This window comes from Pseudomonas sp. GW821-FHT10C09, from assembly GCF_059415465.1.
Map to the genome: position 1 here is coordinate 176,994 of NZ_JBWKNG010000010.1, position 15,526 is coordinate 192,519.

The 15,526-nt window shown below is 58.3% G+C and carries 15 protein-coding genes and 1 other RNA gene; 9 read left to right on the top strand and 7 right to left on the bottom strand.

From position 1 onward, the window contains the following. Positions 1–35: 35 nt before the first annotated feature. From AC07N8_RS12690 to AC07N8_RS12700, 3 genes are read right to left on the bottom strand one after another with little or no spacing between them, the layout of a single operon-like run. Complete coding sequence (locus AC07N8_RS12690) at positions 36–350, bottom strand: RnfH family protein (protein WP_493143821.1); 315 nt, start codon at positions 348–350, stop codon at positions 36–38. After that, positions 343–777, bottom strand: a complete 435-nt coding sequence (locus tag AC07N8_RS12695; RefSeq protein WP_493143823.1) for a type II toxin-antitoxin system RatA family toxin — start codon at positions 775–777, stop codon at positions 343–345. The genes AC07N8_RS12690 and AC07N8_RS12695 overlap by 8 nt, the downstream gene beginning before the upstream one ends. A 7-nt stretch (positions 778–784) precedes the next feature. Then, positions 785–2,188: a sodium-dependent transporter gene (locus AC07N8_RS12700; protein ID WP_493143825.1), complete on the bottom strand. Its 1,404-nt coding sequence runs from the start codon at positions 2,186–2,188 to the stop codon at positions 785–787. A gap of 118 nt (positions 2,189–2,306) precedes the next feature. On the opposite strand from AC07N8_RS12700, the gene smpB reads away from it, so the two are divergent. Continuing rightward, positions 2,307–2,789, top strand: a complete 483-nt coding sequence (gene smpB / locus AC07N8_RS12705) for an SsrA-binding protein SmpB (protein ID WP_483842604.1) — start codon at positions 2,307–2,309, stop codon at positions 2,787–2,789. Between the two features lie 130 nt (positions 2,790–2,919). Here smpB and AC07N8_RS12710 read toward each other — a convergent pair whose 3' ends face one another. Continuing rightward, entirely contained in the window at positions 2,920–3,687 is a 768-nt protein-coding gene (locus tag AC07N8_RS12710) for a GntR family transcriptional regulator (protein ID WP_027924443.1), read from the bottom strand. Positions 3,688–3,950: 263 nt separating this feature from the next. Here AC07N8_RS12710 and AC07N8_RS12715 point away from each other — a divergent pair, with 263 nt between their 5' ends. The 8 genes from AC07N8_RS12715 (at position 3,951) to ssrA (ending at position 13,000) form a co-directional block, all read left to right on the top strand. Further along, on the top strand, positions 3,951–5,645 hold the full coding sequence (locus AC07N8_RS12715) for a lactate permease LctP family transporter (RefSeq protein ID WP_483842483.1): 1,695 nt from the start codon (positions 3,951–3,953) through the stop codon (positions 5,643–5,645). Between the two features lie 151 nt (positions 5,646–5,796). Continuing rightward, positions 5,797–6,621, top strand: coding sequence for a (Fe-S)-binding protein (locus AC07N8_RS12720; RefSeq protein ID WP_483842482.1), 825 nt, complete (start codon positions 5,797–5,799; stop codon positions 6,619–6,621). After that, on the top strand, positions 6,618–8,072 hold the full coding sequence (locus AC07N8_RS12725; protein WP_483842481.1) for a LutB/LldF family L-lactate oxidation iron-sulfur protein: 1,455 nt from the start codon (positions 6,618–6,620) through the stop codon (positions 8,070–8,072). The genes AC07N8_RS12720 and AC07N8_RS12725 overlap by 4 nt, the downstream gene beginning before the upstream one ends. Beyond that, entirely contained in the window at positions 8,072–8,743 is a 672-nt protein-coding gene (locus AC07N8_RS12730) for a LutC/YkgG family protein (RefSeq protein ID WP_493143829.1), read from the top strand. The genes AC07N8_RS12725 and AC07N8_RS12730 overlap by 1 nt, the downstream gene beginning before the upstream one ends. After that, positions 8,740–11,550, top strand: coding sequence for an FAD-binding and (Fe-S)-binding domain-containing protein (locus AC07N8_RS12735; protein WP_493143830.1), 2,811 nt, complete (start codon positions 8,740–8,742; stop codon positions 11,548–11,550). The genes AC07N8_RS12730 and AC07N8_RS12735 overlap by 4 nt, the downstream gene beginning before the upstream one ends. Before the next feature lie 198 nt (positions 11,551–11,748). Further along, positions 11,749–12,024 (top strand): PA2433 domain-containing protein, encoded by a 276-nt coding sequence (locus AC07N8_RS12740; RefSeq protein WP_493143832.1) that lies wholly within the window; start codon positions 11,749–11,751, stop codon positions 12,022–12,024. Between the two features lie 212 nt (positions 12,025–12,236). After that, positions 12,237–12,488 (top strand): PA2433 domain-containing protein, encoded by a 252-nt coding sequence (locus AC07N8_RS12745; RefSeq protein WP_027924436.1) that lies wholly within the window; start codon positions 12,237–12,239, stop codon positions 12,486–12,488. Positions 12,489–12,602: 114 nt separating this feature from the next. After that, positions 12,603–13,000, top strand: a transfer-messenger RNA (tmRNA) gene (gene ssrA, locus AC07N8_RS12750). A gap of 299 nt (positions 13,001–13,299) precedes the next feature. Here the strand turns inward: ssrA and AC07N8_RS12755 are convergent. From AC07N8_RS12755 to AC07N8_RS12765, 3 genes are read right to left on the bottom strand one after another with little or no spacing between them, the layout of a single operon-like run. After that, on the bottom strand, positions 13,300–14,067 hold the full coding sequence (locus AC07N8_RS12755) for an ABC transporter ATP-binding protein (protein WP_493143834.1): 768 nt from the start codon (positions 14,065–14,067) through the stop codon (positions 13,300–13,302). A 20-nt stretch (positions 14,068–14,087) separates the two neighbouring features. Further along, on the bottom strand, positions 14,088–14,801 hold the full coding sequence (locus tag AC07N8_RS12760; protein WP_493143836.1) for an ABC transporter permease: 714 nt from the start codon (positions 14,799–14,801) through the stop codon (positions 14,088–14,090). Next, a complete protein-coding gene (locus tag AC07N8_RS12765; protein WP_493143838.1) occupies positions 14,798–15,487 on the bottom strand; it encodes an ABC transporter permease in 690 nt (229 codons plus the stop codon). Before AC07N8_RS12765 ends, AC07N8_RS12760 begins: the two co-directional genes overlap by 4 nt. Positions 15,488–15,526: the final 39 nt, after the last annotated feature.

Here is a 15,526-nt window from a genome sequence, read left to right on the forward strand (position 1 = left end):
ATTTCCGGGTTTTTTATTGTCTGGCGTTTAGTAAGTCACTGATTCCGCGCTTTGGCCTCGGCCGCCTTGGCGGCACGCAAGCGACGAACCTCCTTGGGATCCGCCAGCAACGGCCGGTAAATCTCGATGCGATCACCCGCATGAACCGGACGCACCTCTGGGTCGGCAACAATCTTGCCGAATATGCCCACCGGGCAATTGCCCAGATCCAGCTCCGGAAACTGCGCATCCACCGCTGATTGGCGCAACGCCTCGCGCACCGATGTGCCCTCAGGCACAGCGACCGCCAGCAATACCTGACGATCAACCGCGGCGTACACCACTTCGACCTCAATCACCGACTCAACCATGTATCTGCTTGGCGCGCTGACAGAACGCGTCCATCAGCGTATTCGCTGCCTGATTAAACAAAGGCCCTAACGTTGCACGCACCAGCGGTCCTGAGTAGTCGAACGACAAGTCCAAACTGATCTTGCAGGCCTTCTCACCCAACGGTTTAAACACCCAGACGCCGTGCAACTGACTGAACGGACCTTCCTCAAGGTTCATTTCGATCGAATGGCCGGGCACCAATGTATTTCGAGTGACGAAATGCTGACTCAAACCACCCTTGGCCACACCCACACTGGCACGCATGTGCTCAGGTGAACTTTCCAGTACCTCGGCAGCCGAGCACCATGGCAGAAACTCGGGATAACGCGCCACATCGTTGACCAGGTCATACAGCGCCTGCGCCGGGTACGGCAGCAGGGCCGAGCGTTGAATATGCGTCGTCATGTCAGCGTCACTTCCACAGCTGGGCGGCAAACACTACGAGAATGCCGATGGGCGCCACATAGCGCATCAAGAACAGGGACAGGCCAAACAGTATCGGGCTGCGGATCGACAACTCGTCGCGCACCGCTTCACGCCCCATGATCCAGCCTGCAAACACCACGAAACACAAACCTCCGAGTGGCAACATGATCCGCGAGGTGAAGAAGTCGATCACACCAAAGAAGTCCAGACCGCCGGCCGCGCCCCATTGGTAGAGGTGGAACATCCCGCCTTCGTTCACGAAAAACTTGGCTTCCTTCCAGATATTGAAGGAAAACACGGTGCCCAGACCCACGAACCAGCAAGTAAACGCCAACCAGAACGTCACCCAGGCGCGGCTGACTTTAGTGCGTTCAACCAGGTACGCGACCATCGGTTCGAGCAACGAAATCGCCGAACTCCAGGCTGCAACCGCAACCAGCACGAAGAACACTACCCCCATCAACTGGCCAAACGCTACGTTACCAAAGGCAAAGGGCAGGCTGACGAACATCAGGCCAGGGCCTTCGCTCGGGTTCAGCCCCGCTGCGAACACAATCGGAAACAATGCCAGACCGGCCACCAGCGAAACAAACGTATCGAGCAGTGCGACGCCAACGACGGTGCCGGAAATCGACGAGTTCTTTGGCATATAAGCGCCGTAGATCATGATCGAACCAACGCCCACGCTCAGCGAGAAGAACGCATGACCCATGGCCGGCAGCAAGCCGTCGAGGACTTTCTCCGGATGGAAGTCGAACATGAAATGCACGCCCTCCATGAAATGCCCGGTGGTCATGCTGTAACCCAACAGCACGATAACCATCACAAACAGCAGCGGCATCATGATCCGCAAGCTGCGCTCAAGCCCGGCGACCACGCCTTTGGCGATCACCACGGCGGACAGCAGCATGAAAATCGTGTGCCAAAGTGTCAGGCGCCACGGGTCGGCGATCACGTTGCCGAAGTACGCACCGACCTGATCAGCCGTCACACCCTGGAAGTCACCACGGCCCATGTCGATGATGTAATCCAGCGACCAGCCGCCGACCACACTATAGAAAGACAGGATCAGCAACGCCGTGATCATCCCGGCGAAAGCGCCCCAGGACCACTTGCCCGAATGCCCCGCCTCCAGCGCCAGCACCTTCAAGGCGTTGGCCGGACTTTGCCGGGCACGACGGCCGATCAGGGTTTCGGCCAGCATGACCGGTACGCCGATCAGCGCGATACAGGCGAGGAACATCAGCACGAAAGCGCCGCCGCCGTAGACGCCAACCATGTACGGGAATTTCCAGATACTACCCAGGCCCACGGCCGAACCGGTCGCGGCGAGTATGAAGACCCAGCGGCTAGCCCAACTGCCGTGGACAGAAACCTTGTCTGTCGACATCGTTATCACGCCCAAGCGTTCAAAAAAGAGGCCGCATTGTCCGGGATTCAATCAACCTGCTCAAGCACGTAGCGATACCGTAGCCGACTCGCTTGCAACTCCCTATAATGCCGCCCCTATGGCTAAACAGAAGAAACACCCAACAGGGACCATCGCGCAAAACAAAAAGGCGCGACACGATTACTTCATCGAGCATAAGTTCGAGGCTGGTCTGGTCCTGGCCGGCTGGGAAGTAAAAAGTCTGCGGGCAAGCAAGCTGCAACTGGTCGACAGTTACGTGCTGCTCAAGGATGGCGAAGCCTGGCTGCTTGGTAGCCACATCTCGCCGCTGATGACTGCCAGCACGCACGTCATCGCTGATCCGACCCGTACCCGCAAATTGCTGCTCAACCGCCGCGAGCTGGAAAAGCTGGCGACTGCCGTGCAGCAAAAAGGCTATGCCTGCGTGTGCCTGTCCTGGTACTGGAGCAAGCACATGGTCAAGTGCGAGATCGCACTGGGCAAGGGCAAGAAGGAATACGACAAGCGTGATACCGAACGCGAACGCGACGCCGGTCGCGAACTGGCGCGCGCGGTGCGCAACAAGGGCAAGGAAGATTAATTCTCCTGCTGCTTGATACCGCCATCGCGAGCAAGCTCGCTCCCACACTGGATTTGTGAACGACACAAAACTAATGTGGGAGCGAGCCTGCTCGCGAAGACGATCGTACAAACACCGCAAAACTCACTGACTACATCCCCTTGCGCCGCTCCGCCCGAGCCATGCGCTGCACTTCCTGACGCACCTCTTCCAGCACTTCCTGCACATACAAAATATGTCGGCTGGAGACTTCCCGCGCCTGCTCCGCCCGCCCTTCGATAATCGCCATGTACAACTCCCGATGCTGTGTTATCAGCATGTCGCGGGTTTCCGTGCGTTGTTTGTACATGCCGCCAATGTTGGTCACCACGTTGCGCTTGAGCAGGTCGAACAGCCCGCGAATCGTGTGCAGCAACACCGCGTTATGACTGGCCTCAGCAATGGCCAGGTGGAAACTGGCGTCCGCCGCGCCCTCTTCGGCCCGGCTTACGTCGTCATGACGCGAATAACAGTCCTGCAACACTTCAAACGCCGCCGTCAGCCGCTCACGATCCACATCGGTGGCGCGCAAAGCTGCGTAATAAGCGCAAGAGGCTTCGAGGGTGTGACGAAACTCCAGCAGATCGCGCTGCGCCTCGGGGTTGTTTTCCAGCAGATGCAGCAATGGATCGCTGAAGGTCGACCCCAGCGAATCGACGACATAGTTGCCACCGCCCTGACGACTGACCAGCAAACCCTTGGCTGCCAGTTTCTGAATCGCCTCGCGCAACGAAGGGCGTGACACGCCGAACTGCTCGGCCAGTGCACGTTCGGCCGGCAAGCGTTCACCGGACTTCAGCGTGCCTTCAAGGATCATCCCCTCGAGCCGCTCGACAATATCGTCAGACAAACGGCGCTGACGTATCTGATCAAACCCCATAACTCACTTCTCCACGATCCCGACCGCTCGCCGGGCTCTCTATTCTGGCCTATTGGCGCGGCGCCAGCACCTGCCAGGAAGACGCTCGATCAAACCGGTCAATGGCTTCGCATACGGCGTATTCGACAAAAGTTTTAGGGCGGCAAATTGACACACCGCACAGAAGGCTTTTACCCTAGCCAACAGCGATTGTAAATTGGTATTACCAATTAACCAAGAACGCTGCCCAGTGCCTGACCAACAACAATTAGGGGCCACCCCATATGCAAACCTGGCAACAGCTCTATACCCCGCTCGGCAGTCTCGGCGTATCCGCCCTCGCGGCCGTCATCCCTATCGTATTTTTCTTCCTGGCGTTGGCGGTGTTCCGCCTCAAGGGCCATGTGGCCGGCAGCATCACCTTGGCGCTGTCCATTGCCGTGGCGATCTTTGCGTTCCAGATGCCGGTCGACATGGCGTTCGCCGCCGCCGGTTATGGCTTCGCCTACGGTCTGTGGCCCATCGCCTGGATCATCGTGGCGGCTGTGTTCCTCTACAAACTGACGGTCAAGAGTGGCCAGTTCGAAGTGATCCGCAGCTCGGTACTGTCGATCACCGACGACCAGCGCTTGCAGGTGCTGCTGATCGGGTTCTGCTTCGGTGCGTTCCTCGAAGGCGCTGCCGGTTTCGGTGCGCCGGTGGCGATTACCGCCGCCCTGCTCGTCGGCCTGGGCTTCAATCCGCTGTACGCGGCCGGCCTGTGCCTGATCGCCAACACCGCGCCCGTCGCATTCGGCGCCTTGGGGATTCCGATCATCGTAGCCGGGCAAGTGACCGGCATCGACGCGTTCAAGATCGGCGCCATGACCGGTCGCCAGCTGCCGCTGCTGTCGCTGTTCGTGCCGTTCTGGCTGGTGTACATGATGGACGGCATGCGCGGCGTGAAAGAAACCTGGCCTGCTGCGCTAGTGGCCGGTTTGAGCTTCGCCATCACCCAATATTTCACGTCCAACTTCATTGGCCCGGAACTGCCGGACATCACCTCGGCCCTGGTCAGCCTGATTTCCCTGACCCTGTTCCTGAAAATCTGGCAGCCGAAACGCGCCGCCGGCCAACACATTGCCGGCGCCGTCTCGGCGTCCGTGGTGACCGCCAGCGTCGGTGGTTTCGGTCAGAAACGCACCACCGTCGCATCGCCTTACAGCCTCCTGGAAATCTTCAAAGCCTGGTCGCCGTTCCTGATCCTCACCGTACTCGTCACCATCTGGACCCTGAAACCGTTCAAGGCGATGTTCGCGGCTGGCGGATCGATGTACAGCTGGGTGTTCAACTTCGCCATTCCGCACCTGGATCAAATGGTGATCAAGGTGGCACCGATCGTGGCGGCCCCGACGGCCATCCCGGCAGTGTTCAAGCTCGACCCGATTTCCGCGACCGGCACGGCGATTTTCTTCTCTGCGCTGATCTCGATGCTGGTGCTGAAGATCAACTTCAAAACTGGTCTGACCACTTTTAAAGAAACCTTCTACGAACTGCGCTGGCCGATCCTGTCCATCGGCATGGTGCTGGCGTTCGCTTTCGTCACCAACTACTCCGGCATGTCGTCGACCATGGCGCTGGTGTTGGCGGCAACGGGCGCCGCATTCCCGTTCTTCTCGCCGTTCCTCGGCTGGCTGGGCGTGTTCCTGACCGGTTCCGACACCTCGTCCAACGCCCTGTTCAGCTCGTTGCAAGCGACCACCGCGCACCAGATCGGTGTCAGCGATGTATTGCTGGTGGCGGCAAATACCAGCGGCGGCGTGACCGGCAAGATGATCTCGCCACAATCGATCGCCGTGGCCTGCGCCGCGACCGGTCTGGTGGGCAAGGAATCGGATCTGTTCCGCTTCACCCTCAAGCACAGCCTATTCTTTGCAACGATAGTCGGCTTGATCACCTTGGCTCAGGCCTATTGGTTCACCGGCATGCTGGTGCACTAAGTACTACAGGTTAAAACGCAAAAACCGACGCCGGACCACGATTCCGGCGTCAGCAATTCACAACCCGGTCTGCAAGGCTGCTGAAAGCTTCCCGCTCTATATTCAGCAGCCTCAGCGGACGGATAACCGGGACCACCCGGAGACACGCCTGATGAGCGAGCTTTTTTACAACGCTGTGCCGAACGCGACCCGCGTCGCCCCGCCACTGCCCGAGCCTCGGCAATACCCCAGCGAGAAACCGTCACGGGTGTACCTGTTCGGAACGTGCGTGGTGGATTTGTTCTACCCGGAAGCCGGGATGGACGCGATCCACTTGCTGGAGCGCGAAGGCATTCGTGTCGAGTACCCGCAAGGGCAAAGCTGCTGCGGACAACCGGCCTACACCTCGGGTTACACCGAGCAGGCAAGGACCGTGGCGCGCTCGCAACTGGCGCTGTTCGCCGGGGATTATCCGGTGGTGGTGCCATCGGGATCGTGTGCCGGGATGTTGCGCGAACACTACGCCGACTTGTTCAAGGACGAGCCGGACACGTTGAAGCAAGTCCAGGCGCTCGCCGCCCGGACGTATGAACTGGCCGAGTTCCTGCTGTTTGTCTGCAAGGTGCAGCTCAAGGACAGCGGCGAGCCGGTCAAAGTGGCGTTGCACACGTCGTGCTCGGCACGCCGTGAAATGAACACCCACCTGCACGGTCGCGAGTTGTTGGCGCAATTGAGCAACGTGGAACGGGTCAATCACGACCACGAAAGTGAATGTTGTGGCTTTGGCGGGACGTTCAGCGTCCGTATGCCAGACATTTCCGGTGCAATGGTGGCGGACAAGACCCGGTCGTTGAAGGAATCCGGCGCGCACAAGGTACTGAGTGCCGACTGCGGTTGCCTGATGAACATCAACGGCTCGCTGGAGAAACAGCAGCAAGCGTTGCGCGGCCAACACCTGGCCAGTTTCCTCTGGCAACGAACCGGAGGTGCCCGATGAGCACTTCCACGATTATTCCGACGGTCAGCGTCGAAGAAGATTTTCGCGCCCGGGCTCACAAGGCTTTGGACGACAAGCAATTGCGAAACAACTTTCGCACTGCGATGGATTCACTGATGACAAAACGGGCAGCGTCCTTCAGCGATGCCCACGAAAGAGAACATCTGCGATCGCTGGGCAATGCTGTCCGCGCCCGCGCGTTATCCAAGTTGCCCGACCTGCTCGAGCAACTTGAACAGAACCTGACCCGCAACGGTGTGACAGTGCACTGGGCGGAAACGGTGGACGAGGCCAATGGCATCGTCCTCTCGATCATCCGCGCTCACGAGGGGCGGCAAGTGATCAAGGGCAAATCGATGGTCAGCGAAGAGATGGAGATGAATCATTTCCTCGCTGATCAGGGCATTGAATGCCTGGAATCGGACATGGGCGAGTACATCGTCCAGCTCGACCATGAGAAGCCTTCACACATTATTATGCCGGCGATCCACAAGAATGCCGGTCAGGTCGCGTCCTTGTTCCACGACAAACTTGGCGTGGAATACACCAAGGACGTTGACCAACTCATTCAGATCGGTCGCAGAGTCTTGCGGCAGAAATTCTTCGAAGCGGACATCGGCGTCTCCGGTGTCAACTTCGCCGTGGCCGAAACCGGCACCCTGCTGCTGGTGGAAAACGAAGGCAACGGGCGCATGACCACGTCGGTGCCACCGGTGCATATCGCCGTGACCGGCATCGAAAAAGTCGTGGAAAACCTGCGCGACGTGGTGCCGCTGCTGTCACTGCTGACCCGCTCGGCGCTGGGCATTCCGATCACCACTTACGTCAACATGATCTCCGGGCCGCGCAAGGAGCATGAGCTCGACGGTCCTCAGGAAGTGCACCTGGTCTTGCTCGACAACGGTCGCAGCCAGGCGTTTGCCGACAGCGAACTGCGCCAGACCCTGAACTGCATCCGCTGCGGCGCCTGTATGAATCATTGCCCCGTCTACACAAGAATCGGCGGCCACGCCTATGGGGAGGTTTACCCTGGGCCTATCGGAAAAATCATCACGCCGCACATGGTCGGCCTGGCGAAAGTCCCGGACCACCCCAGCGCTTCATCGCTTTGCGGTGCGTGCGGCGAAGTCTGCCCGGTAAAAATTCCCATCCCTGCATTGCTGCGTCGCCTACGGGAAGAGAACGTCAAAGCCCCGGACAGCCCGAATCAAGTCATGCGCGGCCAAGGCAGCAAGTATTCGCGCAAGGAACGGTTCATCTGGAACGCCTGGGCCAGGCTCAACAGTTCGCCGACGTTGTATCGGCTGTTCGGTTTCTTCGCCACTCGCCTGCGCGCGCTCACGCCGAACAACATCGGCCCGTGGACGCAGAACCACAGCGCACCCAAACCCGCCGCCCGCTCACTGCACGACATGGCCCGCGAGCATTTGGCCAAACAGGGAGACCGTTGATGAGCGCCAAGCAAAACATCCTCGCCAAGTTACGGAAAAGTCTGACCGGCACTACGCCTGTGCCTGACGAGTTCGACGTCGAACTGGTGACAGCGCCTTACACCTACACCGCCGAACAACGCATCCCGCAGCTGCGCAAATTGATGGAAGCAGTGCACACCGAAATCCACCTGACATCGGGTGAAGGTTGGCCTTCATTACTGGCGCAGTTGTTACAGGATCGTCAGTTGCCCAGCCTGTTGATCGCGCCGACTACGCCTCACGGTCAACACATCACTCAGCACTGGGCGAAAAATCCGGGGCTGCCGACACTCAAGGCCTACGAGCGCCCGATTGAAGAATGGAAAGCCGAGTTGTTTAATGAGACTCCGGCCAGCCTCACCGGCACCCTTGGCGCAATCGCCGCCACCGGCAGCCTGATTCTCTGGCCGACGCGCGAAGAGCCGCGCCTGATGAGCCTGGTGCCACCGGTGCATTTCGCCCTGCTCAAGGCCAGTGAAATCCGCGACAACTTCTATCAGGTCCAGCAGGAATTCAACTGGGCCCAAGGCATGCCGACCAACGCCTTGCTGGTGTCCGGTCCGTCGAAAACCGCCGACATTGAACAGATCCTGGCCTACGGCGCGCACGGTCCGAAAGACCTGGTGGTGTTGATCCTGGAGGACCAATGAGTCTACCGGCGGCTTTCCTGAGAGATGCACAGCAACTGATCCCCCCAGAGCGACGTTTCGACGACCCGCTGTCGACATTGGCCTTCGGCACCGACGCCAGTTTCTATCGGCTGATTCCGCAACTGGTGATTCGCGTCGAGTCGGAAGATGAAGTGGTGGCGCTGCTCAAACTGGCGCAACGGGATCAGGTCCCGGTGACCTTCCGCGCCGCCGGCACCAGCCTGTCTGGCCAGGCCATCAGCGATTCGGTGCTGATCGTGTTGGGGGATAACTGGAACGGTCGCGAGATCCGCGGCCAAGGTACGCAAATCCGCCTGCAACCGGGCGTGATCGGCGCACAGGCCAACGCTTGGCTGGCACCGTTCGGACGCAAGATCGGCCCGGACCCGGCGTCAATCAACGCCTGCAAAATCGGCGGGATCGTCGCCAACAACGCCAGCGGCATGTGTTGCGGCACGGCGCAAAACACCTACCACACGCTGGCCGGCATTCGGCTGGTGCTGGCCGATGGCAGCCGCCTCGATACCGAAGACGCGGCCAGCGTGGCAGCGTTTCGACAAAGCCACGCCCCGCTGCTTGAACGTCTGGCCACGCTGGGCCGCGAAACGCGCACCAATGCCGAACTGGCTGCGCGAATTCGCCACAAATACCGTCTGAAAAATACCACCGGCCTGTCACTCAATGCGCTGGTGGATTTCGACGAGCCTGTGGATATCTTGAGCCACTTGCTGGTGGGCTCCGAAGGCACCCTCGGCTTTATCAGCGCGGTGACCTACGACACGGTGATTGATCACCCGAACAAAGCCTCGGCGCTGATCGTGTTTCCGGACGTGGAAACCTGCTGCAACGCCGTGACCGTGCTGAAAAGCCAACCGGTATCGGCCGTGGAACTGCTGGACCGGCGCAGCCTGCGTTCGGTGCAGGACAAACCCGGCATGCCCGCTTTCGTACAACAGCTGTCGAACAATGCCTGCGCGCTGCTGATCGAATCCCGCGCCGCATCGTCCACTTTGCTGCAAGAACAACTGGCGCAGATCATGGCCTCGTTGGCCTCGTTCCCGGTGGAAAAACAGATCGACTTCACCGAAGACCCGGTGGAAAACGCCCGTCTCTGGGCGATCCGCAAGGACACCTTCCCCGCCGTCGGCGCCGTGCGTAAAACCGGCACCACGGTGATCATCGAAGACGTGACCTTCCCGGTGGAACAACTGGCCATCGGCGTAAACCGCCTGATCGAGTTGTTCGACAAACATCACTACGACGAAGCGATCCTTTTCGGACACGCGCTGGAAGGCAATCTGCACTTCGTCTTCACCCAAGGCTTCAACAACCCGGAAGAAGTCGCACGCTATCAAGCGTTCATGGACGACGTGGCGCAGTTGGTGGCGGTGGAATTCGGCGGCTCGCTGAAGGCCGAACACGGCACCGGGCGCAACATGGCGCCCTTCGTCGAGCTGGAATGGGGCAGCGATGCCTACCAGTTGATGTGGCAGCTCAAACGCCTGCTCGACCCCAGCGGCATTCTCAACCCTGACGTGGTGCTCAGCGAAGATCCGCAGATCCATCTCAAGCATTTGAAACCATTGCCGGCCGCTGACGAGATTGTGGACAAGTGCATCGAGTGCGGTTTCTGCGAACCGGTGTGTCCCTCGAAAGGCCTGACCCTGAGCCCGCGCCAGCGCATTGTGATCTGGCGGGATATTCAGGCGAAAAAACGCGCAGGCGTCGATACCACCGAACTCGAAGCCGCTTACGAATATCAAGGCATCGACACCTGCGCCGCCACCGGCCTTTGCGCGCAACGCTGCCCTGTCGGCATCAATACCGGCGAACTGGTGAAAAAGCTCCGCAGCCGCCATGCAACCCGTACGAAAACTGCCAACTGGCTCGAAGGCAATTTCGCCACGGCGCTGCAAGGTGCACGTTTCACCCTGCACGTCGCCAATGGCGCACGGATGCTGCTGGGAGCGCCACGCCTGGCGAAGCTGTCCGCGACGTTGACCAAGTTGTCCAAAGGGCAAGTCCCGCAATGGACCAGCGCCATGCCGCAACCGGAAAAAGCCATTCGCTTCAGCCCGACTGTGTCGGACGAACGCCCTCGGGTGGTGTACCTCGCGGCGTGTGTGTCGCGGGTGATGGGCCCGGCGGCGGGTGATAAAGAGCAGATGTCGCTGTACGACAAAACCCGTGGCTTGTTGGAAAAGGCCGGTTATCAAGTGGTCTTCCCGGACAATCTGGACAACCTCTGCTGCGGCCAGCCATTCGCCTCAAAAGGCTACGCCGAACAGGCCGAACACAAACGCCAGGAACTGATCGGCGCGTTGCTGCACGCCAGTCGCGGCGGGCTCGACCCGATTTACTGCGACACCAGTCCCTGCACATTACGGCTGGTTCAGGATCTGGGCGACGTTCGACTGGACCTGTACGACCCGGTGCGTTTCATCCGTACGCATTTGATGGATCGCCTGGATTTCACACCGCAGGAAGCGCCGATTGCAGTACACGTCACCTGCAGTACCCAGCACCTTGGCGAGAGCCAGGCGTTGATTGATCTGGCGCGCAAGTGCAGCAAAACCGTGGTCATTCCTGAAGGGATTCACTGCTGCGGGTTTGCCGGCGACAAGGGTTTCACCACACCGGAACTGAACGCTCATTCGTTAAGAACGCTCAAGGACGCAGTGCAGCAGTGCAGCGAGGGGATTTCCACCAGCCGCACCTGTGAGATCGGACTGTCGCAACATGGCGGCATTGATTACCACGGGCTAGTCTATCTGGTGGACCGCGTTACCCAGGCTAGGGCGAGCTGAGCAGGACCTCAAGGAAGGCGCATTCAGGCGTCTTTTCTAGTGTTTCTTGCCAGAACCGACAGCAGTACCGCAAAAAATTTAGAACCCTGACGTGCCGCCGCAGTCCACTGATCAAGTCCCGCAAACGTGGGACCTTCCCAACACTCGGCAGCCCGTCCTGATGGTCAGAATGACTGACATCAGTTCAAGGAGATACACATGAAACGTTCTGTACTGTTTGGTCTGTTCGTTACTGCCTCACTGCTGGCTTCCCCCTCGTTTGCCGCCGTAAAAGATGAATGCGCGGAAAACCTGAAAACCATCGAAAATGCCCAGACACAGGTTCCTCAGGAAATGGCAGACCAGGTAGAGGACTCCGTCAAGCTAGCCAAAGCCGAGCACGCAAAAGGTACCAAAGAGGGTACTGACGCTTGCGTCGCCGAGACCAATGACACCATCAAGATGATCAAGGATGCGAACAAAGGCGGGAAGTAACCTGGCCGGTTCCATTCAATACGAAGCAAACCAAAACCCGCCAGTTGCGGGTTTTGGTGCATTTGGGGGTTGGTCATTCCTTTTTATTGCCATTGCTTCCATCAGTCCGTTTTTTCATTACTTTTTTTGCGCAAACCGAATTCCTGTGCCGCGCCGTAGTCTTTTAGATAAGCCCATCAATCGTGGCTGACTATCAGTTCGAGGAGATACCCATGAAACGTACCGCACTCGCTGGTCTGTTCATTTGCGCTGCAATGTTGGCCTCTCCTGTCTTTGCGGCGGACAACAACCTGTGTACGAGCAAGCTGCAGGAGCTCGAGGCCAAGGTGAATTCGCTGCCAGCGACCGCCACCAATGCGCCGGAAATCAAAAGACTGCTGGCCAGCGCAAAAGCTTCACAGGCCGCCAAAGATGACAAAAAATGCGCCACCGAGGCCAGCCAGGCATTGGCGATGGCAAATTGATCAACGAATGAGTCCATGATCAATCGAGGCCAACCTTGCGGGTGGCCTTCTGAGACGTGTTGGCGTACACTGCGCAGGCCTGTTGCTCACTTTGATTCACCGAGCATCAGGCTCGGGGCCGTTTAGGATTCGACGCCGGTTGCGAAACTTTAGGTGCATGCCGAGTTGGTAACAGAACTCGTAAATCCACTGTTGCAACTACTTATAGTTGCCAATGACGAAACCTACGGCCAGGAATTCTCTCTCGCTGCGTAAGCAGCTTTAGATCCTGAGCTTCTGGTACCTTCGGGTCCAGCAATCACCAGGGGATGTCTGTAAACCCAAAGTGATTGTCATATAGAACAGAATCGCCGTGCAGTACGTTGTGGACGAAGCGGCTAAAACTTACACAACTCGCCCAAAGCACCCTGCCCTTCGGGTCGCTGAGGGTTAACTTAATAGAAACGGCTACGCATGTAGTACCGACAGCGGAGTACTGGCGGACGGGGGTTCAAATCCCCCCGGCTCCACCAAATAGCAATTTAGACCTGTCTCAGACAGTCTACGAAACACCCAAGAAGCCCGCCATGTGCGGGCTTTCTTGTTTCTGATGGTATCTCCTGCCCCTATAAACATTGCCCGTGCGTCCTTTTGTGTGAATGTTGCTTGCGTCTGACTTGAGCGACCATTCCAGTGGCGACGGGCGACTCACCAAAATACGCTGAAGCTAGCCGGTTTCTGGCTATACGGATAAATACGTCTGTATCAAGGAGACGCTGACTCGCGAGATAGTTCCTACTTCCTGATATGCGCGTTGATGCTGCTAGCGTAGCTACTTGAGACTCCCCGCCAGGAACTGCTGCAATCTTTCGCTTCGAGGATGCACCAGAACACTGTCTGGTGCGCCCTGCTCCTCTACCCGACCTTGATGCAAAAAGATGATGTGATTTGACACCTGTCGAGCAAACGCCATTTCATGAGTGACCACCACCATTGTTCGACCCTCTTCTGCAAGCTGCTGCATGACTTTGAGCACCTCGCCAACCAGCTCGGGGTCGAGGGCCGACGTGGGCTCATCGAACAGCATCACTTCCGGTTCCATGGCCAACGCCCGCGCGATGGCTACCCGCTGCTGCTGGCCGCCGGATAAATGGACCGGGTACTGCACCTCGACCTTTTGTGACAAGCCCACTTTGGCCAGATAATGACGCGCCCGCTCCAGGGCCTCCTTCCTGCCGATACCCAGCACGCTCATCGGGCACTCGATAAGGTTTTCCAGCACCGTCATATGGCTCCACAGATTGAAGTGCTGAAACACCATCGACAATTTACTGCGCATGACCCGCAATTGCCCGGGGTCGACCACACAAAGCTCGCCCCCTGCATTCCTGCAGGTGCGTAGCTCTTCGGCATTAACGATGATGCGCCCGGACGAGGGTTTTTCCAGCTGGTTAATGCAGCGCAAAAACGTGCTTTTACCTGACCCCGAGGAGCCGATGATGCTGATCACATCGCCGGCCTTGGCCTTAAGTGAGACACCCTTCAGGACTTCATGGCTGCCGTAGCTTTTATGTACATCTTCAACAATCAATTTATACATTCGAGCAAATCCAATAGAGGTCAGTGTGTACGCAATTTGAGGTAGGCCAGCCAATGCAGTTCGCCGCGACGGAACAGCCAGATCAGGAAAAATGCGCAAGCGGCATACAACACCGCGGCGATGCCAAACGCTGTGAAAGATGCATAGGTCGCCGAATTGACATCCCGGGCAATCTTCAGCAAATCAGGCACCGTGGCGGTGAAGGCCACCGAGGTGGAGTGCAGCATCAAGATCACTTCATTGCTGAAAAGCGGCAGCGCTCGACGCAACGCCGACGGCAGAATGATCCGGCGATAGAGCGTGAATCGGCTCATCCCGTATGCGCTGGCGGCCTCGATTTCGCCGTGAGCTGTCGCTCTGATGGAGCCGGCAAAAATCTCGGTCATGTAGGCGCAGGTATTGAGCCCGAACGCCAGCACCGTGCAATTGAAGCCATCACGGAAAAACGCGTTGAGAAAATCCTGGGACCGAACCACATGCAAGCTGTACACCCCGGTGTAGAAGAACAGCAACTGGATGTACAACGGTGTGCCACGAAACACGTAGGTGTAGCACCACACCGGCAGGCGGATAAGCGGGTTGCGACTGACGCGGGCAATCGACAATGGCACCGCGAGCACAAAACCTATCACCACCGAAAGTATGAGCAGCCACAAGGTCACCGCTAACCCGGAAAAGTGTGGCCCGTCACTCCACAGGTAAGCCTGCCAGTAGTCCTGAAGAATGCCGTTCATAACGCAACCCTCCTGACACCGACCGAGTAGCGGTGCTCCAGCCACATCAACACACCATTGGAAACCGTGGTAATGGCGAGGTAGATCAGGCCGCCGACCAGCGTGAAGTAAAAGAATTGCATCGAGCCCTTGCCCGCATCCTGGGTAGCCTTGACCACATCTGTCAGGCCGATGATCGACACCAGCGCAGTCGATTTGATCAACACCTGCCAGTTGTTGCCAATGCCGGGGAGCGCATGGCGCAACATTTGCAGGAAGAGGATTTTGCGAAAGGTCTGTCCACGGGTCATGCCGTAGGCCATCGCCGCTTCGATCTGCCCCGCCGGGACTGCCTGGAAGGCGCCGCGAAAAGTCTCGGTAAAGTAGGCCCCGTAAATAAATGCCAGTGTCACGACACCGGCCAGAAACGGGTCGATATCAATCTGAGCGATGCCCAACCAATCGGTCATCCGGTTGAGCAGCATCTGCAGGCTGAAAAACATCAGCAACATGATCACCAAGTCCGGCATGCTACGGATAACGGTCGTGTAAGCCGTGGCCAGCGTGCGCAACAAACGATTGGACGATAACTTGGAACTAGCGCCCATCAGTCCGGCCACGACGGCGATCAGCAATGACCAGAGCGCCAGTTTGATGGTCGCCAGAGTGCCCAGCAAAATCTGCGGGCCGAAGCCTTCCAGAAGCATTTCACTCTCCTTGTTCTTATTAGGGTGAGGTGAAGGGGG